The organism is Sorangium sp. So ce887, assembly GCF_051521455.1.
Classification (GTDB): domain Bacteria; phylum Myxococcota_A; class Polyangia; order Polyangiales; family Polyangiaceae; genus Sorangium.
Genome location: NZ_CP150354.1, coordinates 1159413 through 1179154 on the forward strand (window position 1 = coordinate 1159413; position 19742 = coordinate 1179154).

At 72.9% G+C, this 19742-nt stretch carries 16 protein-coding genes and 1 pseudogene; 5 read left to right on the top strand and 12 right to left on the bottom strand.

Translation table 11 applies throughout. The features are described from left to right. Positions 1–115 precede the first annotated feature (115 nt). Positions 116–904: a hypothetical protein gene (locus WMF36_RS04435; protein ID WP_437578362.1), complete on the top strand. Its 789-nt coding sequence runs from the start codon at positions 116–118 to the stop codon at positions 902–904. 49 nt (positions 905–953) lie between these two features. On the opposite strand, the gene WMF36_RS04440 is transcribed toward WMF36_RS04435, so the two are convergent. The 10 genes from WMF36_RS04440 to WMF36_RS04485 form a co-directional block, all read right to left on the bottom strand. After that, entirely contained in the window at positions 954–2135 is a 1182-nt protein-coding gene (locus tag WMF36_RS04440; RefSeq protein ID WP_437578364.1) for a CheR family methyltransferase, read from the bottom strand. Beyond that, a complete protein-coding gene (locus WMF36_RS04445; protein ID WP_437578365.1) occupies positions 2125–3072 on the bottom strand; it encodes a chemotaxis protein CheB in 948 nt (315 codons plus the stop codon). Before WMF36_RS04445 ends, WMF36_RS04440 begins: the two co-directional genes overlap by 11 nt. Beyond that, the gene (locus WMF36_RS04450) at positions 3069–5201 is read right to left on the bottom strand and encodes a hybrid sensor histidine kinase/response regulator (protein ID WP_437578367.1); all 2133 of its coding nucleotides are present in this window, start codon (positions 5199–5201) and stop codon (positions 3069–3071) included. Before WMF36_RS04450 ends, WMF36_RS04445 begins: the two co-directional genes overlap by 4 nt. Beyond that, positions 5185–6759, bottom strand: coding sequence for a methyl-accepting chemotaxis protein (locus WMF36_RS04455; RefSeq protein WP_437578368.1), 1575 nt, complete (start codon positions 6757–6759; stop codon positions 5185–5187). Before WMF36_RS04455 ends, WMF36_RS04450 begins: the two co-directional genes overlap by 17 nt. A gap of 131 nt (positions 6760–6890) precedes the next feature. Further along, on the bottom strand, positions 6891–7445 hold the full coding sequence (locus WMF36_RS04460; RefSeq protein WP_437486844.1) for a YfiR family protein: 555 nt from the start codon (positions 7443–7445) through the stop codon (positions 6891–6893). An 80-nt stretch (positions 7446–7525) separates the two neighbouring features. Further along, entirely contained in the window at positions 7526–7906 is a 381-nt protein-coding gene (locus tag WMF36_RS04465; protein ID WP_437578370.1) for a hypothetical protein, read from the bottom strand. Between the two features lies 1 nt (position 7907). Then, on the bottom strand, positions 7908–8399 hold the full coding sequence (locus WMF36_RS04470; RefSeq protein WP_437578371.1) for a response regulator: 492 nt from the start codon (positions 8397–8399) through the stop codon (positions 7908–7910). Then, complete coding sequence (locus WMF36_RS04475; protein WP_437578372.1) at positions 8396–8905, bottom strand: chemotaxis protein CheW; 510 nt, start codon at positions 8903–8905, stop codon at positions 8396–8398. The genes WMF36_RS04470 and WMF36_RS04475 overlap by 4 nt, the downstream gene beginning before the upstream one ends. A gap of 35 nt (positions 8906–8940) precedes the next feature. Beyond that, a complete protein-coding gene (locus WMF36_RS04480) occupies positions 8941–11277 on the bottom strand; it encodes a TonB-dependent receptor plug domain-containing protein (RefSeq protein ID WP_437578373.1) in 2337 nt (778 codons plus the stop codon). A 259-nt stretch (positions 11278–11536) separates the two neighbouring features. After that, the gene (locus tag WMF36_RS04485) at positions 11537–13780 is read right to left on the bottom strand and encodes a hypothetical protein (RefSeq protein WP_437578374.1); all 2244 of its coding nucleotides are present in this window, start codon (positions 13778–13780) and stop codon (positions 11537–11539) included. Here WMF36_RS04485 and trmB point away from each other — a divergent pair. Then, a complete protein-coding gene (trmB, locus tag WMF36_RS04490) occupies positions 13779–14540 on the top strand; it encodes a tRNA (guanine(46)-N(7))-methyltransferase TrmB (protein ID WP_437578375.1) in 762 nt (253 codons plus the stop codon). The two genes, WMF36_RS04485 and trmB, sit on opposite strands and share 2 nt — an antisense overlap. A gap of 199 nt (positions 14541–14739) precedes the next feature. On the opposite strand, the gene WMF36_RS04495 is transcribed toward trmB, so the two are convergent. Next, on the bottom strand, positions 14740–15426 hold the full coding sequence (locus WMF36_RS04495; RefSeq protein WP_437578376.1) for a hypothetical protein: 687 nt from the start codon (positions 15424–15426) through the stop codon (positions 14740–14742). Between the two features lie 560 nt (positions 15427–15986). On the opposite strand from WMF36_RS04495, the pseudogene WMF36_RS04500 reads away from it, so the two are divergent. Together WMF36_RS04500 and WMF36_RS04505 are read left to right on the top strand one after the other, a co-directional pair. Further along, positions 15987–16391: pseudogene (locus WMF36_RS04500) on the top strand (GxxExxY protein); the annotation flags it as partial. Positions 16392–16876: 485 nt separating this feature from the next. Next, positions 16877–17107, top strand: coding sequence for a hypothetical protein (locus tag WMF36_RS04505; protein WP_437486877.1), 231 nt, complete (start codon positions 16877–16879; stop codon positions 17105–17107). Between the two features lie 197 nt (positions 17108–17304). Here the strand turns inward: WMF36_RS04505 and WMF36_RS04510 are convergent, their stop codons facing one another. Then, complete coding sequence (locus WMF36_RS04510) at positions 17305–18588, bottom strand: serine hydrolase domain-containing protein (RefSeq protein WP_437578377.1); 1284 nt, start codon at positions 18586–18588, stop codon at positions 17305–17307. 85 nt (positions 18589–18673) lie between these two features. On the opposite strand from WMF36_RS04510, the gene WMF36_RS04515 reads away from it, so the two are divergent. Further along, positions 18674–19309: a TetR/AcrR family transcriptional regulator gene (locus tag WMF36_RS04515; protein ID WP_437578378.1), complete on the top strand. Its 636-nt coding sequence runs from the start codon at positions 18674–18676 to the stop codon at positions 19307–19309. Positions 19310–19742: the final 433 nt, after the last annotated feature.

Below are 19742 nucleotides of genomic sequence, written 5' to 3' on the forward strand. Positions count from 1 at the left end.
CGCTTTCGAGACGGTGCGGATTTTTGCAATGAATGAGGTGCGCCCCGTGGCGCTGGCAGGATCCTCGCCATGTCGGTATTCTCGCCGCCGATGGGGGCGGAGCATGGAGACATTCATGAGCACAGCGAATGAGGCGGTCGCGGCCAGCAACAGCGCTGGATCCTCCGGCTTCCGACGCTGGATCCGGCTTGTGCCGGCGCTCCTCCTCGTCGCGAGCGCGACGTTCGTGGCGGCATATTACGTTCCGCTTCGCCGCGCTCACGTGCTCCTGCTCGAGGAGCAGCGAAAGTCGAGCGAGAAGGGCAAAGACCTCGAACAGACGCTGAGCCAGGTGCGCGGAGAGCTCCAGGCAAAGACGGCGCAGGTCGAGAAGGTCGAAGCGGAGCGGCAGCAGACCGAGGCCGCGAAGAAATCGGGCCTGGAGCGGGTCGAGCAGCTCAAGACCGAGCTCGCAGCGAAGCTCGACAAGCAGATCAAGAAGGGGGTCGCGGCGCTCGCCGTCGCGGACGGACAGGCGTTCGTCGTGCTCCCGGAGACCGCGGTGTTCCTTCCGTACAAAGTCGACGTGAGCCCGCAGGGCCGAGCCCTCTTGTGCCAAGTCGCGAGCACCGTCGCGGCGGTCGGCCCGGCGCCGATCCGCGTCGGCGCGGTCAGCGGTCCTCCGGACCTCGTGGCGCCCGTCCTGCAGCGCGACTATCCGACGCCGTGGGCGCTCTCCGCGGCCCGGGCGGCGAGCGTCGCGCAGGCGCTCCAGGAGGCGTGCGCGGTGCCGGGAGCCCGGCTGTCCGCGGTCGGTCACGCCGAGCACGACCCCGCCGGCGCCGCGCTCGGAGAGACCAAGCTGCCCGCGGAGCGGGTCGAGATCTCCATCGCGCTGCCGGACGGGCCGCGCGACGTGAAGTGAGGGCCGCCGGGGGAGCCCGGCGCGCAACGTCTCCCGCCTCGTCAGCGATTCAGCGAGGGTCGCGCAGCGCCTCCGCCCGCCGCACCGCCGCGCGCCGCAGCGCGTCCGCGTCGACGTTGCGGGTGCCGGCGGCCGAGCAGCGGAGCACCCGCTGGAACGCCGCCCGCGCCTGCGCCCGCTCGCCCCGCGCCAGCAGCGCCTCCCCGAGCAGGAACCACCCCTCCAGGTGCTCCGGATCCGCGTTGAGCAGCGCCGACAGCACCTGCTCGGCCTCCGCGGCGCGCCCGGCGCTCAGCAGCCTGGCCGCCGCGTCCGCGCGTCGATCCTGCGCGACCGCGGCGGCGGCGGGGGCCTGCGCGACCGCGACGCCGCCGACCGCCGCGCCCCCCCGCGCCGAGGCCGGCCCGCTCTCCTCCTCGATCTGCGCGACGCGCGCCCTCGGGCTCGCCGGCTCCGGCCCGTCATCGCCCTCCGGCAGCCGCAGCCAGCCCGGCGCAGGACCCCGCCGGAGCTCCGGGGGCAGCGGCAAGATGCCCTCCGCCGGCGAGAGGATGACGTGGCCGCCGGGAACGAGCTCCGCGGCGAGCCGGCCAAGCAGGCGCGGCACCTGCTCCCGATCGAAATAGATGAGGACGTTGCGGCAGAAGATGACGTCGAACGGCCCCGCCCCGAGCGCCGGCTGCGCGTCGGTCAGCGACGCCACCTCGAAGCGCACGCGCCGCCGCAGCGCCTCGGGCACCCGCTCGGCCCACGCCGCCGGCAAGGGCGCGCCCACCGAGCGCCGCTGCGGCAAGAGGCCGCTCCGCGCCACAGCGATCGCGACCGGGTTGACGTCGGTGCCCAGCACCGCCGCGTCCACCCCCGCCGCCTGCGCGCTCTGGGCGGCGCTGTACGCCTCCTCGCCCGTCGAGCAGCCCGCGCACCAGATGCGCAGCGGGCCCGGCCGCCTCGCCGCGAGGCCGGCCAGCGCGCGCTGCAGGCGGTCGAACTGCTCCGGGTGCCGGTAAGCCGCCGTGTGCCCGATCGTCGCGGCGTCGAGCAGCATCGCGAGCAGGGCCGCCTCCCCGGCCTGGCCCACGCGCTCGACGTACTCCGCCTCGCCCTGCCCGGCCCGCTGCGCGCGCTCCCGCACGTGCAGGTAGAGCGTCTCGGGCCACCGCGAGGGCACGTGGCCCAGCCGGGGCGACAGGACGCGCGCGAGGGCGCGCTCCAGCGAGCGATCATCCCTCACCGAGCACCCACCTCCGCGCGAGCGCGACGAAATCCACGACGCGGATCGGCCGCACGCGCGGCGACGAGAGCAGCGCCGCCCGCGGCATGCCCGGCGCGCTGCACTCCGAGGGCTCCTGCGCGAAGCAGAGGCCCCCGCCGCCCGAGAGCCCCGGCAGCGCGCGGACGCCGTCGTCGCCGAGGCCCGACAGCACAAGCGCGGCGACCCGCCGGGCGAGCGGCACCGCCGACGCGAACAGGACCTCCGCCGACGGCCTGTGACCGCTCACGGGCAGATCGCCCGTCAGCTGGATCCGCTCGCGCGCGTCGATGGCCATGTGAAACCCCGACGGCGCGAGCAGGAACCCCGGCGAGAGCGCGTCCCCGGCCCGCGCCGGCCGCGCCCGCGCGCCCAGCCCGCGGAGCGCCCGCGAGAGGTCCCGCTCCCGCCGATCCGGCAGGTGCTGCACGATCAGCACCGGCACATCGAGCGGCCCGAGCCCCCGCGCCAGCGCCTCCAGCGCGGGGATCGCCCCGGTCGAGCCCGCGACGAGGATCACCCGACCGCCCCGCGCCGCCGCCGGCCGCCGGGCCGCGCGCAGCACCGCGGCGCGCAGCCGCGCCCGGGCCGGGGCGCCGGAGAGCTCGCGCTTCTCGACGGTGGCGCCGGCGCCCTGCGCCAGCGCCTCGCGGACCACCGCCGAGCCGCGCGGGAGCGAGCTGACCACGATCACGCCGGCGCGGGCGGCGAGGGTCCGGATCACGGACAGGCCGTCGAGCTCGGGCATGAGCAGATCCACGAGCACCACGTCGGCGATCGCGACCTCCGGCAAGGACAGGAGCTCGGCCCCGGTCCGCGCCCGGCCCACCACGCGGATCCCCGCGTCCTCCTCCAGGATCGCCTCGAGCAGGGCCGCGGCGATGTCCGAGTCGTCGGCGATCACGACCCGCGTGCTCACGCGCCCCCGAGGCTCTCCGCGATGATCCGGCGCAGCTCCTCCTCGACGAACCGCTGCTTCGACAGCACCGCGCGCACGCCGAGCCCGCGCAGCGCGGCGACGTTCTGCGCGTGCGTCGCGGTCGTCTGCGTGGTCAGCACCACGACAGGCACCCGGGCGAGCGCGGGCGTGCGCCGGAGCTCCGCCACCATCTCGAGGCCGTTCATGTACGGCATCTCGAGGTCGGTCAGCACCACGTCCGGCGGCGTCGCCCGCGCCCGCGCGAGCCCCTCCCGCCCGTCGCTCGCCTCCTCCACGCGCAGGCCGAGCGCCCGCAGGATGCCGCAGAGCAGCTCCCGCGCGACAGGGGCGTCCTCCACGACGAGCGCGAGCGGCTCGCGCTTCGACTCGGGGGCGGCGGCGAAGGGCGCCTCCCGGGGCGCCTGCCGCGCGCACGCGAACACCCGCTCGACGTCGAGGAGCAGCATCGCCTCGCCGTCCGCCGTCGGCGCCACGCCGCGCACGAGCGGCGAGCTCCACGGCAGCTCCTCCGACCGCACGAGGGCGCAGAGCCGCGGGTTCTCGTAGCCGTCCACGCTCACCGCGAACAGGCCCGCGGCGTGGTGCAGCACGAGCGCCGCGTCCCCCGGCTCGGGCTGGCCCCCGTCGCCGAGCACCGCCCCGAGCGCGTAGAGCGGCACGAGCTCCGCGCTCGGGCCGCTGGTCAGGCGCACGCGCGGGCCGTCCGAGGTGTGCAGCAGCTCGTCGAGCAGCATCACCGAGTGCACGGCGTGCGTCGGCACCGCGCACCGGAACCGCCCGCAGGAGACGGGGACCACCTCCTCGCCGTGGAGGTTCTTCGGCACCACGAGCAGGATCGTCGTCCCGAGCCCGGGCCTCGAGTCGACCCGGACCTGCCCGCCCAGCGCGCCGATCTCCCGCGCCACGACGTCGAGCCCGACGCCCCGGCCCGAGATCGCGCCGACGCTGCGGCTCGTCGTGAGCCCGTGCGCGAACAGGTACGGGATCAGCGCGGTGTCGTCGAGGGACGCGGCCCCCGGGACCGCCTCCGCGAGCACCTCGCGCAGGCGCGCGAAGTCGACCCCGCCGCCGTCGTCCTTCACCTCGACCCGCACGGCGGCGTCGGTCTGGACCACGGTCACCGCCACCGTCCCGCGCGCGGGCTTGCCGCGGCGCGCGCGGACGTCCGCCGGCTCGATGCCGTGATCGACGGCGTTGCGCACGAGGTGCAGGAGCACCGGCTCGAGGCGGCGCTCCACCGCCGCGTCGAGGAGCCCGGTCCCCTCGACCCGCGCCTCGACGTCCTTGCCCAGCATGCGCGCCGCGCTCCGGGCGGCGAGCGAGACCTGGTTCAAGAGGCGCTCGGTGCGCACCACCGACGCCGCGCGGACCACCTCGTCGAGCTCGCCGAGCGCGCGCCCGGACGCGAACTCGTTGCTCGACCAGTCCGCCCGCACGGCGCCGAGGAGGCGCTCGATCTCCGCGCCGTAGCCGAGCGTCTTCGTGATGCGCTCGGCGACCCGGTCCGTCCCCCCCCGCGGATCGATCTCCACGAGCAGCGCGCGGAGCATGCGCTGGGCCTCGCGGAGCCTCCGCTGGAGGACCTCCCGCTCGCCGTGGAGCCGCTGCAGCTCGTGCACGCGCGCCCCGACCGCCTCCGCGTCGAGGACCGCGGGCGGGTCCAGCCGCGGCGGCAGGGCGCTCTCGGTCATGGGGGCGGGCGGCGGCGCGGGCTCCCCGGCGGGCGAGCGCCCGCTCGTGAGCTCCGCGTGCGCCGCGCGGAGGGTCTCCTTCACGGCGTGGAGGTCCGGCGCGGCCTCCTCGCCGACGCTCGCCGACAGGAGCCCGAGCGCCTCCAGCGCGCCGAGGACGCTGTCGCCGATGAGCTGCGTGGGGCGCCCGCCGCCCCGCACCGCGTCGATGACGGTCTCGGCCAGCTCGGCGAGGTCGCCGCACGCGGCGAGCTCCAGCATGTGCGCCTCGCCCTTCAGCGTGTGCAGGAGCCGGCGCAGGACCGGCAGGTTGCCGCTCTGGCCCTGCTCGTAGCCGAGCCATAGGTCCGTCGCCTGGGCCACGCGGTCCGGCATGGCCCGGTGGAACGTGGCGGCGAGGTCAGCCCGGCTCCTCATCCGCGTCCGCCTCCGCGATGGCCGGCTTCTCGCGCTTCGCCCCGGCCGCCTTGACCCGGAAGGCCCGCGCCGTCGCCTTGAGCGCGTGCGACAGCTGGAGCAGCGACTCGGCCGAGCGCGTCGCGTCCGCGCTGCTCGTCAGCGTGTCGTTCACCGCCCCGACGATATCGACGATCGCCGTCTTCACCTGCGCCGTCCCCTCGCGCTGGTGGTCCACCGCGTCCGAGATCTTCGCGGCGGCCGCGGCCGTGTCGCGGGCCAGCTTGATGCCGTCCTCGGTCGCGAGCACGGACGCGTGGGAGGCCGCGTGCATGTCCGCCACGAGCTTGCGGATGTCGCGCACCGAGTCCATCACGTGCTCGGACAGCCGGCGCATCTCGGCGGCCACGAGCGAGAACCCGCGCCCCACCTCGCCGGCCTTCGTGCCCTCGAGCGCGGCGTTCAGCGCGAGCAGGTCCGACTTGTCGGCGATGCTCTGGATCAGCGACAGGATCTCGCCGATGCGGTCCGAGTGGGAGCTGACGAGGCGCGTCTGCTCCGCGGTGTGCTTTACGCTGACGAGGCTCCGCTGCGCCATCTCGTGCACGGTCGTCGCGTCCTTCGCGATGTGGTCCGCGCTGCCGGTCAGGGCCTCCACGGTCCTCCGGATCTCCTCGAGCGCCGCGTTCTGCTGGTTGGCGGTCGTCTCCTGCTCGCGCACCGACGAGAACATCCCGGCGGCGGCCGAGGCGACCTCCGACGAGGTGTTGCCGATGCGCGTGGCGAGCTCCTGGAGGCTCGTCACCATGGCCCGGAACGCGGCGAACAGCTCCCCGTCGCCGGTGATCTTGCAGGTGAAATCGCCGCCCGCGACCCGCGCGGCCGTCTCCTGGAGCTCGCGCAGCTGGGTGTTCATCCGCTCGAACGCGCTGGCCATGTCGCCGAGCTCGTCGTCGGAGATCCTGAGCGACAGCCGCGCCGAGACGTCGCCGCGGGCGATGCGGTCCGCCGCCTCCTTGATGTGCGCCATCGAGCGCGTCATGCGCGCCGAGATGACCCACGCGAGGCCCAGGCCGAGCAGCATGATCCCCGCCGACTGGAGGGCGATGGTCCGGCGCGAGTCGGCGCGGCGCTGGGCGATCCGGTCGCTGCGCAGCCCCACGGCGAGCGTCCCGAGCTGGCGATCGCCGTTCCGCGAGCGGATCGGGGCCTCGCTGACGACGACGCTGGCGTCGCCCTCGCCCTGCGCGCCCTGCGCGCTCGCGGGCGCCTGCACCGCGCCGATCGCGGCGATGCGCTCCCCCTTGGCGTCGTAGACGGACACCCAGCTCACCAGGGGATCGGTCATCGCGGTCCGCAGGGTGTCCGGGAAGGTCTCCGGCGGCTGCTCGAGGTCCATGGCCACGCCGATGGGCTCCTTCAGCATCGTGGCGAGGATCCCGGCGCGCTCGCGCAGCTCGGCCTCGCTCGCCCGCGCCGTGCGATCGGGGATCAGCCACAGATCGAGCGCCGACAGCACGATGGCCACCGACGCGACGAGGGCGGCGATCTTCCAGCGGATGGAGCGAAAGTTGAACATGGCGGCTGAGGGAGGAGCGGTGACGGACGCTGAAGGAGAGATCGTGAGTCGTGAGTCGTGAACCGTGAATCGTGAACCGTGAATCCTGAGAGAGACGACGCGCCGTGTCGGCGGCCGACGTCGCGAGGGCGTCAGTCGACGATGCGGGCGAGCCGGAGGAACTGCGGGTCGAAGCGGAGGCCGATGGCGTTGGCGTGCTTCACGTTCAGGAGGAGCTCGGGCTTGGCGCCGGCCAGCCCCACGGCCACGGCGCAGCCGCGCTTCGTGTCGTCGCCGTCGCCGCACACGACGATGCGGACCACGGCGCCCTCGCGGGACGGGACGTCCGGGATGGCCGCGGCCAGCCCGCGCGCCACATAGACCACCTCGGCGCCGCCGGCGCGCAGCGCCTCCTGCAGCTGGGCCTTTCCGCTGTACGTCACGCGCAGGACGCTCGCCGGCCGGCTGGCCACGGTCGTCTTCGCGGCCAGCTTCGAGAGCACGGCCGCCATCGCGTTCGCGTCCTCCGCGCTCTCGCCCGACTCCCCGCCGACGACGGCGAGCACGGCCGGGCCCTTCCGGCTCGCGAACCCGCGCTCGTAGCCGATCGAGCGCAGGAGGATGGCGCCCCGCAGCTCGTACGGGACGGACGCGGCGGAGCGGCCCTCGGCGCTCGCGGTGGTGACGAGCAGGAGGGCCATCAGCATTCGAATCGAAGAGCTCGGAGACACCATGTTTCTCTGGTCAGCCTTGAACGACCTCGGACGGGTCCTCGATGGGCGCCGCATCAGGCGTGGGGGAGGCGGCGGGCGTCGATCACCCAGTGCAGCGCGCCGTCGATCTCGGCGAGCCCGACGACGTGGGGCATGGCCAGGAGCTCCGCGAGGAGCTCCGGCAGCGGCCACACGTGCTCCCGGTCGACCTCCACGAGCCTGGGGAACGCGCAGGGGATCGCCAGGGCGCCGCCGCCGGTCGACAGGCGCACGCTCCGCGTCGCCGGCTCGGGCGCCGCGCGCGCCGCGCGATGCGGGCCAGCGTTCCCCGGGTCGGCGTTCCCCCAGAGACAGGCGCCGCGCTCGGGCGCGGGGCCGCCCTCGGCGAGGAGCACCTGCTGCGCTGGAAACGCGCATCGCAGCCCGGCGTGCAGCATGGCGACCACGGCCCCCATGTCAGCGCTCCTTGCCGGAGAGCCGCCGGACGAGGGCCGGCAGGCGATCGAGGTGGCTCTTCGAGAGGACCGCGTCCGCCTGGACCTCCATTTGCAACTGCTCGAGCTCCTTCTCGGAGTGCCCGGACATCAGGATGACGCTGAGGTGCCCGAGCCGCTGGTTCTTCCGGAACAGGGTGAGCAGCCGGTCTCCGCGGATGGTGGGCATGAAGACGTCGAGGACGACGATGCGCGCCTGGTGCCGCACGATGGCCTGCGTCGCCCCGATGGGGGAGGGGAGCGCGATCACCTGGAAGCCGGCCGCGCCCAGCACGCGGCACACCTCTTCTCGGGCGATCTCGCTGTCGTCGATGACGAGCACGGGCGGGTTCGGCGGCACGCTCGACGGCGACCTCGGCGGCGAGGACGAGCTCACCGAGGTCCCCGCCTCATCGACCGGATCGCTCGGCGGCCTGGGCTTCGGCGGGGACGACCGGGAGCTCGGCTCGCTCATCGACTCGACCAGGCGGCCGGATCGCCGCGCGGCGCGACGGACGGCTGCGGCGCGCCCTCGGAAGCGTCGAGCAGATGGACCACGTCCAGGAAGGTTACTACCCCCTCGCTTGTGTCGACCACAGCTTTCGGCACGAGCTCGCCGAACACCTTGACCGCGGCCACACACCGCGTCTTGCCCGCGGGCAATCCCAGGTAGCCGCGCTGTGTGCGGCAGACGACGATGCGGAGCGGCGCGGCCGCCGGCTCGGCGAGCGGGGCCGACATGATCACGATGATCCTCCCCCGGTCCTGGAGGATGCCCATCACCCGCGGATCGGTGCGTGGCAGCGGCAGGGGCGTGCGCCACGCGATCACCTCTTCGACCTGCTGCGCCCTCAGGGCGAAGGTCACCGCGCCGAGCTCGAAGAGCAGGAGGTCGAGAACAGCCCTCTCGCGCGGCCCCTTGTCCGGGGCGTCGTCGCGCAGGTCGAGCAGCTCGTGAACCTGATTGAGCGCTTCGGACAAGGTGTTCTCCGGTTTATCACAAGGGCGAGGCGGCGTCAGTGAGCGACCTCGACCGAGGCGCCGACGTAGGGGCGGCCGGTGGCGAGGATCAACCGGTGCGCGCCGTAGGTCGGAGGAGGAACATTGTTGAAGGTGAGGTTCTTGCCGAACACCGAGACCCAGACGTGCTCCAGCGGCGAGAAGGAGACCGCCGCGTCGAGGTTGAACGCCGAGCGCGCGTACAGCCTGTCTCTCGGCGGCAGGTCGTCCGTGTCGCGGGCGGGCGCGTCCCGGGTGCCGTGGCTGTTCATGCCAGTCCGGAACGTCGCCGCGAGGCCCGCCGTGAACCGGCTGGCGCTGTAGCTCAGGTGACCTTTGACGAGGTGGATGGGGTAGTTGGCCCAGGCCTCGGCGTCCCAGCTGGTGAGGATGTGGATGGGGCTCTGCGCGCCGAACGGCCTCGTCACGCTGTACCACACGTCCCCTGCGAACCCGCCGCCGAGCTCGCCGAGCACGCCGAGCTCGCCGCCGAGGGCGTGGACGTCGGTTGTGCTGTTCGCGAAGCTGCCCCACCAGCCGCCGCTGGAGGGGTGTCTCGGGTTGTCGACCACGTGCTCCTGGTAGTCGTCCGGCCGCACGAGGTCCCACGACACCCAGCCCAGGGTGTCCCTGTAGCGCTCGTAGAAGACGGCGACGTCGAGGACGAGGCGCTCGTCGAGCAGGCCCACGAGGTAGTCGAGCTCCACGAGGTGGGAGGACTCCGGCTTCAGCGCGGGCAGCGGCGCCATCGGCTCGTCCTCGAAGGCGGCGTTGAACTGCTCCAGCCAGTTGAAGTAGGCGGCGTCCGGGAAGCGGAACCCCTTCTGGTAGGACAGCTTGACGTTCTGCGTGTCGCTGATCGCATAGGCGGCCGCGACCCGGTAGGCGGGGCTGACCACCGGCGCGACCTCGCGAGAGCCGTTCCTCAGGACCAGCTCGCCGAAGCGCGCGTGATCGAAGCGCAGGCCTGCGGAGACCGTGAGATCGCGGAAGGTGGCGGTGCTCTCGGCGAAGGCGGCGAGCTCGGTCCACGAGAAGCTCTCCGGCGACTCGTAGGCGGCGCCGTGGATCCGCCCCCATCGGGACCTGTGACCGTCGAAGCGCTTGTGGCTCGCCGAGGCGCCGAGGGCGAGCTGGGTGTTCCGGATCGCCGTGGTCTTGTAGACGAGCTTGACGTCGCTGTGCTCCTCGCCGAGGCCCCCGGTCGACACGACCCCTTCGCCGGAGCCCGGTCCGGAGACCTTCTCCACCTCGTGGATGACCCAGTCGGCCGGGACGAGGGTGGTCTCGAAGGTCGAGAAGGTCGGGATCAGCGCGACCTTGTGCTCCTCGGACAGGCGGACGTGGATCTCCGGCGTGACAGCGAGGCTCCGCTGCCGCACATGGCCGGTGTTGCTGTCGGCCCACTGGGCGATGATCTGTTCGACGGTCGTCGTCCGGTTCGGGACGTTGCTCATGATCGACGTCTGCGCGTAGTCGAGCCGCAGATCGACGCTGACGAGGCTGCGCTCGGAGCCGTAGCGGAAGCGGCCGAAGCCCTTGTAGCTCGGCTCGCCGAGGGCGTCGACGCGCGTGTGGTGCAGGAAGGGAGACGTCGTGACGCCGGCGTAGCCGCTGCCGTAGAGCTCCGCCGTGTCCGGCCGGGGGGCCGCGGGCTTCTCTCCCTCGTTGTCGGCGACTCCGAAGTAGAGGAAGTAATCGGCGTTGTGCTTCTCGCTGAGCAGGCCGCCATAGCTGGCCTCCAGGGTGCGCGTGTCGCCGGAGGCATAGGACGCCTTGCCCCAGAGCCCCGGGCGGGTGATCCCCGTGGGCCTGAGGACGTTGACGAAGCCGCCGATCGCGCCGGAGCCGTGGACGATGGCGCCGGGGCCGAGGATCACCTCCACCTTCTCGATGTCCCCGGTGAGCGGCACGGCCAGCGTGCTCCCGATGGCGCCGAAATGGGCGCGCATGTTCGTGTTCACGCCGTCGTGCATGACGAGCGTCTTGGCGTTGTTGTCGATGAGGACCCCGCGCACGCCGATGAGGCGCGAGGTGCGCTCGTGCTCGCCGATCACGACGCCGGGCTGGTGGGCTTGCAGGAGGTCGTCGAGCGAGCGGACGCCATAGAGCTTCAGCGTGCGCGCGTCGTAGAGGCGCGCCTGCCCTGTCGACGACTTGCTCTCGGTCTCGAAGAAGCCGGCCGAGGAGACCTTCACGTTGAGCAGCTCCTCGAGATCGAGCGAGAGGAACTGCGCCTCACCGCCGTCATCGCCTCCGGCCGGCGCCCCGCGCGCGGGCTCCTGCGCCCGAGAGGCGCCGGTCACCCCCATCGGAGCGAGGAGCGAGCAGAGCAGCAGAGCCGACCTTCGCATAGAATCCCCCCCATCGTTCGAGAGCCGGGCAGAGCGAGCAGGGATGTCCTCGGGCGAGCCCGCGCGCCGGTCGCCCGATGTCCTCTGGAGTACGCGTGGACCGCCGGCCATCTGCTGCGCGCGGCGGTGCGTGGATGTAGGGAGCGCGCGCGCTGCCCGGTCTTCCCCCCACGACTGTTACCGTGGTTTGCGCGCTGCCTTGCTATGTTGTGTGAACGTCCAGGATGCTACACGAACGCGCGGATCCGTCAACGGCGTGTCAGCGTCCGGCGACCCAGTAATGAAAGGCGTGGAATCCGGAGCCACGCCGCAGGGTGATCGCGATCGGGGTCGGCCCGGAGAGGCGCGCGGCGGGGAGGGGGAGCGCGCGCTCGACCCAGGTTCCGGCCGGCACATCGACGGTCCCGGCCTCCTCGCCTGCCACGGAGACCGCGAGCTCGGCGCCGTCGTCCGAGGCGACCCGGAGCACGAGGCGCGCCTCGGCGGGGGGCGCGGCGAGGTGGGCGACGAAGCGGTCGGCGGTCCGGTGGTACCGGCCGCCGTCGGCGATCTCGGCGCGGGTGGGGTCGAGCTCTCCGGGCGCGTCGCTCTCGGGGGCGGCGAGCGAGAGCGCCACGTTGCGCTGGTCGGCGAGCGGCTCGAGCGCGTAGGCGTGCGCCGACTCGGACTCGAGGTCCGAGACGTCGAGCTCGTCGAGGATCTTCTCGCCGGGCACGGACCGCACCGGCAGCGCCCCGGAGCCGAGGAGGTCCCAGCGCGCCTCGTAGGCGACCATCGTGGTGCCGCCGAGGATGGACTGATCCTCGACGGTGGCGTCGATGAGCTCGCGGCCGAGCACCGGCGCGCAGGCCATCCAGTGCGGGTAGACGATGAAGTGCGTCGGCCGGCGCTCCGGGGGCAGCGTCTCGTAGTGCTCGAACCTGGAGCCGGCGCCCGCGACCCAGTAGCGCGCCTCGCCCTCGGTCGTCAGGCCGACGACGTCGAAGGTGCTGCGGCCGCTGAGGTAGGCGAGGGCGCCGGTGTCGTTGACGCCGATCCTGGCGTCCGAGGGCAGGTGGAGCGCGGCCCATCGGCCGAGCGAGGCCTGCTGCCGATCGATGGCGCGCGCCGAGTTGGCGAGGTCGTCGATGGCCCACGGGAGCCGCGCGGCCAGGGCGCCGGCGAACGCGCCGGCGACGAGGGGCGTGACGTGGTGGAGCGAGGGCCGGAGGCGCTGGGCGGCGTCGCCGAGCTCGCGCGCGAGGCACGCGGCCATGACGATCCACGCCGGGGCGAAGGGCCAGACGTAGCGCACGCGGTTCCAGAGAAAGCTCAGGTACGTGCAGGGCAGCAGCGCGCCGAGCGCGAGGGCGACCACGATCGCGGCGTGGACGGGCCGGCCCCGCCGGTGCGCCGCCACGGCGAGCGCGACGGCGCCGAGGGCGATGATGGCGGCGGAGCCCTCGGGGAGGAAGACGGCGGTCCACTGGCCGCCGTCGATCACGTCGGTCACGAGCAGCCGGACGTTTTCGAGGACGGCGGCCCGGAGCGTCGGTCCGTCGTAGTTGGGGTTGCCGAGCAGCCACTTGACGGTGGTCGTCGACGAGGTCGGGTGGCCCGCGAGCAGCTGGTTCAAGGCGGGGACGACGAGCGGGCCGAGGAGCGGCGCGAGGACGAGGAGGCGCCCGTCGAGGAGGCGGGAGGCGCGGCGGCCAGGGGAGGGCGGCGAGGGCGGGAGGGGGGCGGCGTGAGGGGCGGGAGGGGGGCGGCGCGCCGCCGCGACGGCGAGCGCGAGCGCGGCGATCAGGGAGGCGAGGGCGCCCTCGGGGCGGAGCAGGGGCGCCGCGAAGCCGGCGAGCGCGAGGGCGCGGGCGGCGGAGGCGGGGGGCGGCTGGGTGGAGGCGGGGGACGGCTGGGCGGAGGCGAGGGGCGGCTGGGCGGAGGCGGGGGATGGCGCGGGCTGTGCGCTGTCCGCGGCGGGCTCCGGCGGATCCGGCTCGCAGAGGGCGGCGGCCAGGCGGGCGGTGCGGGTGAGGATCCAGGCGAAGGCGACCGTCTCCATGCCGCTCCAGGCGAACCAGGCGAACGCCGCGAACCCGGCGCACATCGCGCCGGCGCCGGCGGCCGCCGCGGGGCCGGCCAGGGGGCGCGCGAGGCGCGCGGTCTCGACGGCGAGGGCGGCGTGGAACACGAGCCCGAGCGCCCAGATCGCGTAGACGAGCGAGAGATCCCGCAGACCGAGCGCGTGGAAGGGGGCGAGCAGCACGGGCCAGAGCAGGCTCGTGGCGCCGGTCGAGTACCCGTCGCCGGCGACGAAGCTGAAGAAGCCGCCCTCGGCGAGCCGCCGGGCGTACTGCATGTGGATGAACGCATCGTCGAGCGGCAGGGCCGGGCGCCCCGCCTGCTCGAGGACCGCCCGGATGCACACCGCGCCGAGCGCGCCGCTCGCGGCGAGCGCGGGCGCGTAGGGGAGGGCGCGCGCGGCGAGGGCGCGCAGCGGGGAGGGGGCTTGGGGAGCCGCCATGGGGCCCGACGAATACCACCGCGCCCCGCCGGAGGGCCGCGATTTCCCGCGCGTGGGCGGCCGGCATTTGGTAGAGCGCCGGGGCTCCATGGTCTTCCAGCCGCGCCCGAACCACCCCTACGCTGACGCGCCCCGCTTCCCCGACGGGGACGACGTTTCCATCGACGAGCTGCTCCCGGGCACCGGCCCCGTCGAGATCGAGATCGGCCCCGGCCGCGGCGGCTTCCTGTTCGAGCGCGCTGCGGCGAGCCCCGAGGCGCGGCTGCTCGGGCTGGAGATCCGCCTGAAGTGGTCGGCGATCGTCGACGAGCGGCTGAAGAAGGTCGGGCTGGGCGGCCGCGTGCGGGCGCTGAACGCCGACGCGCGCGAGGCGCTCGCGCGGCTCCGGCCTGACGCGTCGATCGCGCGGTTTTACCTGCACTTTCCGGATCCGTGGTGGAAGAAGCGCCACGAGAAGCGCCTCGTGATGGGCCCGGCGCTGCTCGACAGCATCGCGCGCCTGCTGGTGGACGGCGGCGAGCTCTTCGTGCAGACCGACGTCGAGGAGCGCGCCGCGCTCTACGCCGAGCAGATCGGCGCGCACCCGGCGTTCGAGCCGGCGGGCGACACGCCCGGCTCGCCGCACCTCGTCGAGAACCCGTACGGCGCGAGGAGCCCGCGCGAGCATCACGCCATCGCCGACGGGCTGCCGGTGAGCCGGCTGCTCTACCGGCGGCGGCCGCGCGAAGCCGGGGCCGGGGCGCCGCCGGGCGGCGGATAGGCCCTCTCGGACACCGTACTCTCCTGAGAATTTTTGCTGGAGGGGACCGCTCGCATCCCGGTCTCTCTCGCTTGCTGGATACTGCGGTGGCGGGCCGTCCTTCACCCCATCGTGCGCGGCCATCTCTCTTTCGAAAGAAGCCGCCTGTCGCGCTGGCGATCTCGATCTCCTCAGGCTGCTTTCTCCCGCTCAACGGCGCTCACCCGCACGCCCCCGAGACCAGGACGTCGGCCTCTCCGTCACGCCCCTGGCCACGCAAGAACCCGGCGGCTGCTGCGACGAGGGCTCGACGCTCGTCCTCGGACAGGAGCGGTGCGACGGTCTCGCGCCAGCACCTCGCTAACGTGTGCGCCTCCGCGAGCTCCTGCACCGTGTCCATGGGGTCGATCTCGTCCTCCAGGTACCCCTTCTCGCTGAGGACCTGGTGGTCGAACTCGGACAGCTCGGCCGGGTCGAGGGACGGTACCTCCGCGCTCGCGCGCTCGGCCGCGTCGAACGCGCCCCACAGCGTCTCCCGCGCGCCCTCGGCGAGCCCGAACAGGCCCCTTGCGCGCGGCTGTACGCGCAAGACGGACTTCCATGTCAGCCAGTAGCCGGCACCGCCGAGCGCCGACGTCGCCCAGCCGAGCAGCGCGCCCGCAAGCTCCGCGGCGCGCGCGCGCAGGCACCCGAGCGCGGCGACGGTGACCCGATACGGGGCCTCGCGCGTGTTGACGGACCCGTCGCGGTCGGCCGTGCACGACCGCACGGCCGCCTGGAATTCTTCCTCGCTCGTCACGCGCAGGCCCATCTTCTCGTAGTGCGGCCGTACGCAGTCGAGCGACACGAGGAAGAGCGCACGCTCGATGCTCCCACCTTCGCGCTCGATCTTCGCTTCGTCGATCATGACGTGCCCCCTCCTCCCGAGCCGCCGCCGGTGGGCGGCGGGGGCGGCGTCGGCCCCACCCAGTGTGACGCGGCGGGGGGCGGCCTGGTAGACCAGGGGCGCGCGTCGGGCCGCAGCGGCGGCATCGCCGTGCCGCCGGCGACACGCCGGTCGTACTCGGCAATGCACCTGCGAAGCCCCGACTGCTGCCCCGTGTATCGTGCGCCCCCGCAGCCCTTCGCGCTGCCAGAACCCACTTCCGCAGCACTTGGCAGCACAGGCCGTGCGTCTGACGGCAGTCGGCCCCTGGCGGCGAACCCCATCACGACGCGACACCCCGAAGCGCGGTCGGCCCCCGCGGCTTGTTGGGCGGGAGACAGAGCAAGAGAGAGTACACAGGGAGACGGGGAGACGGGGAGGAGAGAGAGATATACAGACCAAGGGGGAGAGGCGAGAGGTGGGGACCATCGTCCGAGCCTGCTCGCTTGGGATCGACGGCTTTCAGGTCGCTCGTTTGTAGGGCGGTTCCCGGTGATGTCAATTTCGCGCAACCAGAGCTGGTCCCGCGTCGATAGATAGCCATGAGCATCGATGGGGCACAGCGAGACAGGGAAACGAGAAGATTGTGGGAGCTGTCCGAGCGAGTCATCGGAGCGTGCATCGAGGTGCACCGCCACCTCGGCCCCGGGCTCCTGGAGTCTGCCTACGAACAATGCTTGTGTCATGAACTGTCGCTCATGGGCTTGAGCTTCGCGAGGCAAAGGCCACTTCCAGTGACCTACAAGAGAGCCACGCTCGACTGTGGTTATCGACTCGACGTTGTCGTCGAGGAGAGGCTCATACTGGAGCTCAAGGCCGTCGATCACCTGCTGCCAGTCCATGAAGCTCAGGTGCTCACATACCTGAAGCTGACGGACCTGGACGTCGGGTTGCTCGTCAACTTCAACACGCCGGTGCTCCGCCGCGGGATCCGACGCCTGGTACGCCGCGGTGCGGAGGCTGTCCGGTTCTCCCGATGTCGCACCGAAGACGACCACCCCGGCACCACCAGCCGCCCCGCATCGATGCCGCCCGAAGCCGTCAGCGCCGAGCCTGCTGGTTCGAATGACTGATCCCCATCTCTCGCCTCCCCGCCTCCCCGCCTCCCTGTGAATCTTTCCTTCTTCCTCTCCGCCCAACATGCGTTGAGGCGGAAGTCGTCAGTGAACGCTCCGAAGGGCTCGGGGGCGTTTGGTGCTAGCGGGCCGAGCCGCGCGCCCGGTTCGCCAGGACCAGAACACCGCCGCGGATGACAGCGATCCCGGCGGCGGTGCGTGCGGGCCCGCTGGCAGGGTCATGCACGCCTCGTGCGCTCGGCCCGGACCACGGAGAACCCGCTGCTCGGGCCGGCGCGCGTGGCCGATCGGACGACGGACACGGGGTCGATGTGGCTGGACCAAGGCAGGCGCGGAAGCGTGCTACGTTGCGAGCCATGCTTCAGGCCATCAGCTGGGCCACGATCGCCGCGGCGATCCTCGCTCAGGCGGTCATCACGGCCCGCCTGTGGCGGAGCGATCTTTACTCGCGTGAGCACAAGCTCGCTCAGAGCGTGCTGATATGGATACTGCCAGTCGTGGGATCCATTCTCGTGTATGCGGGTCTTCGGCAGGACGATGATGTGTCTCGGCCCACGCCTAATCCCGAGGAAGAAGTGGGTGATTAGCTCCGGATCGGAGACCGCCAGGGATCCTGAGCTGCGCTCTGCCGGAGGCTTCGCGACCTCTAAGGCCAGCGAGGCGCGCCGGAGCGCGCCGAGCACGCCTCCGTCGGCGCGCAGGCCCTTCTGACGTCCGTCGGCGCGCAGGCCCTTCTGACGCCGCGCCGGCGCGCGGGGCCGCCTCCACGCCGCGCGCCTCCGCGTCACGGCTGCGCCGGGCCGTGGACCGCGCGCCGCACGGCGTCGGGGAACTCGCCCTGCATGCCGGCGAAGGCGGTGTTGGTCAGGACGACCACCGTGAGCTTGGCATTCGGGTCGACCCAGAAGTGGTTGCCGTAGGCGCCGCCCCACTGCCAGGTGCCCGCGCCGGAGGGCATCGTCGCCGGATCCGGCGTCTTCAGGACCGCGAACCCGAAGCCGAAGCCCCATGTCCCGCCGGGCTGCTGCACCTGGATCTCACCGATCTGGTTCGAGGTCATGGCCGCGGCCGTCGCCGGCCGCAGGAGCTTCCCGCCGCCGGTGCGCAGCGCCTCGAGGAACCTCACGTAGTCGTCGGCGGTGCCGACCATGCCGGCGCCGCCCGAGGGGTACGAGCGCGGATCGAGGGCGCGGCCCGGCGAGAACGTGACCTTGGCCGGTCCGAACGGCACGACGTGCGGCTCCGCCATGCGCGCCGGGCGCGCGCCCGCGTCGCCGTAGGGGACGGCCAGCCGGTCCGGGTCGGCGACCGTGAACGCGGTCTCCATCCCCAGCGGCCCGGTCACGAGCCGGCGGACCACGTCCGGCAGGGGCGCGCCGCCCGCCTTGGCCACGACGCCGCCGAGCACGTCGGTGGCCAGCGAGTAGTGCCACGCCGTGCCAGGCGCGAAGAGGAGCGGCGCCTGGGCGATCCGCGCGAGGTTCTCATCGAGGGAGAGGCCGGGCTGATCGAGCCCGTCGGACACGCGCGCGCGGTGGTACGGCCCGTCCGGCGGATCCATGAAGGTGTAGTTGAGGCCCGCGGTGTGGGTGAGCAGGTGCCGCACCGTGATCGTCGCGGCCCGGCCGTCCGCGAGCCGCGGCGCGAACGCCGGGAGCCACTTCGTCACCGGATCGTCGAGCCCCAGCGTGCCCGCATCCACGAGCGCGAGGGCGGCCGCCGAGACGATCGCCTTGGTCATCGACGCGAGGCGAAACACCGTATCTTCGCGCACAGGCCGCCCCGCCTCCCGGTCGGCGAAGCCGGCGGCGCGCCGGTAGACGACCTGGCCGTCGCGCGCGACGACGACGACCGCGCCGACGATCCGCCCCTCGGCGGTGGCGGCCTCGACCACCGCATCGATCCGGCGCTGCAGCGGCTCGTCACCGCGGGGAGCGGCCGCCACGGCCGGCGTCGCCGGCGCCGGTGCAGCCGCAGCCGCAGCCGCAGCCGCAGCGGGTGGCGCCGGGCTCGCGCATCCTCCGAGGGCGGCAGGCAGCAGCGAAAGCAGCAAACCCGAGGTGAGCACGAGAGCCGAAGATCGCTTTATATTCATAGCGAATGCTATGTAAATTGGACGAGCCCGCTCGTCAACAAATTATATAGCGATCACTATGAAAAACGTGACCCCCCGAGCGGCGCGCGGCCGGCCGCGCACCTTCGATCGTGGCGTCGCCCTCGAGGCGGCGCTCCACGTGTTCTGGCGGCACGGGTACGACACGACGTCGCTCGCGGAGCTGACGGCCGCGATGAAGATCACGCCGCCCAGCCTGTATGCGGCGTTCGGCAGCAAGAAGGAGCTGTTCCTCGAGGCGGTGGCGCTGTACGTCGAGAGGTACGGGGCGAGCCCTGCGCGAGCGCTGTGCGAGGAGCCGACCGCCCGGGCTGCCGTGGCGCGCGTCCTGCTGGAGTTCGCGTCGATCGCGAGCGCGCCGGATCACCCGCACGGGTGCCTCATCGTCCACGGGGCCACCAACTGCACGCCGGACTCCGCCGAGGTCGAGGCCGCGCTGCGCGACCGCCGGGCGGCCAGCGAGGGCCTGTTCCGCCAGCGCATCGAGCGCGGGATCGCGGAGGGCGAGCTCCCCGCGGACACCGATGCGGCCGCGCTCGCCAAGTTCTACGGCGCGGTGGTCCAGGGCATGTCGGCGCAGGCCCGCGACGGCGCCTCGAGGGAGGAACTGGAGCGCATCGCGCAGGCCGCCCTCCTGGCGTGGCCGAGGCGACCGCGCGGATCGCGGCGCCGGTGACCTGCGCTGCTCGGTGAACGCTTCTGGCCCTGCGATCCGGCGAGAAGAATACAACCGCCAAGACACCAAAAGACGCCAAGAGGGGAGAAAGAGCTGGGGAATCCCCTCATTTTGTGCCCGTATACAGCGAGAAATTGAACAGGGAGGCGGGGAGGCGGGGAGTTTTTTCCGAGATTTTACTCCCCGCCTCCCCGCCTCCCTGTGAATTTTCCGAAAAATTTGAGGGGATTCCTCAGGAGAAAGAGAGGAGAGATGATGCGCCCTGTGCGTATGGCGCGTTGGTTATGACTTCTCTCCTCGCTTTCTATCGCTTATCATTCTCTCTCTTCGCGTCTCTTGGCGTCTTGGCGGCTTTTTTCTGTGATCCGATCGCATGGCGCTCGAAGACAGGCACTCCGCGTCTCGCGGCGCCTCCTCCGCGGAACGGCGTCAG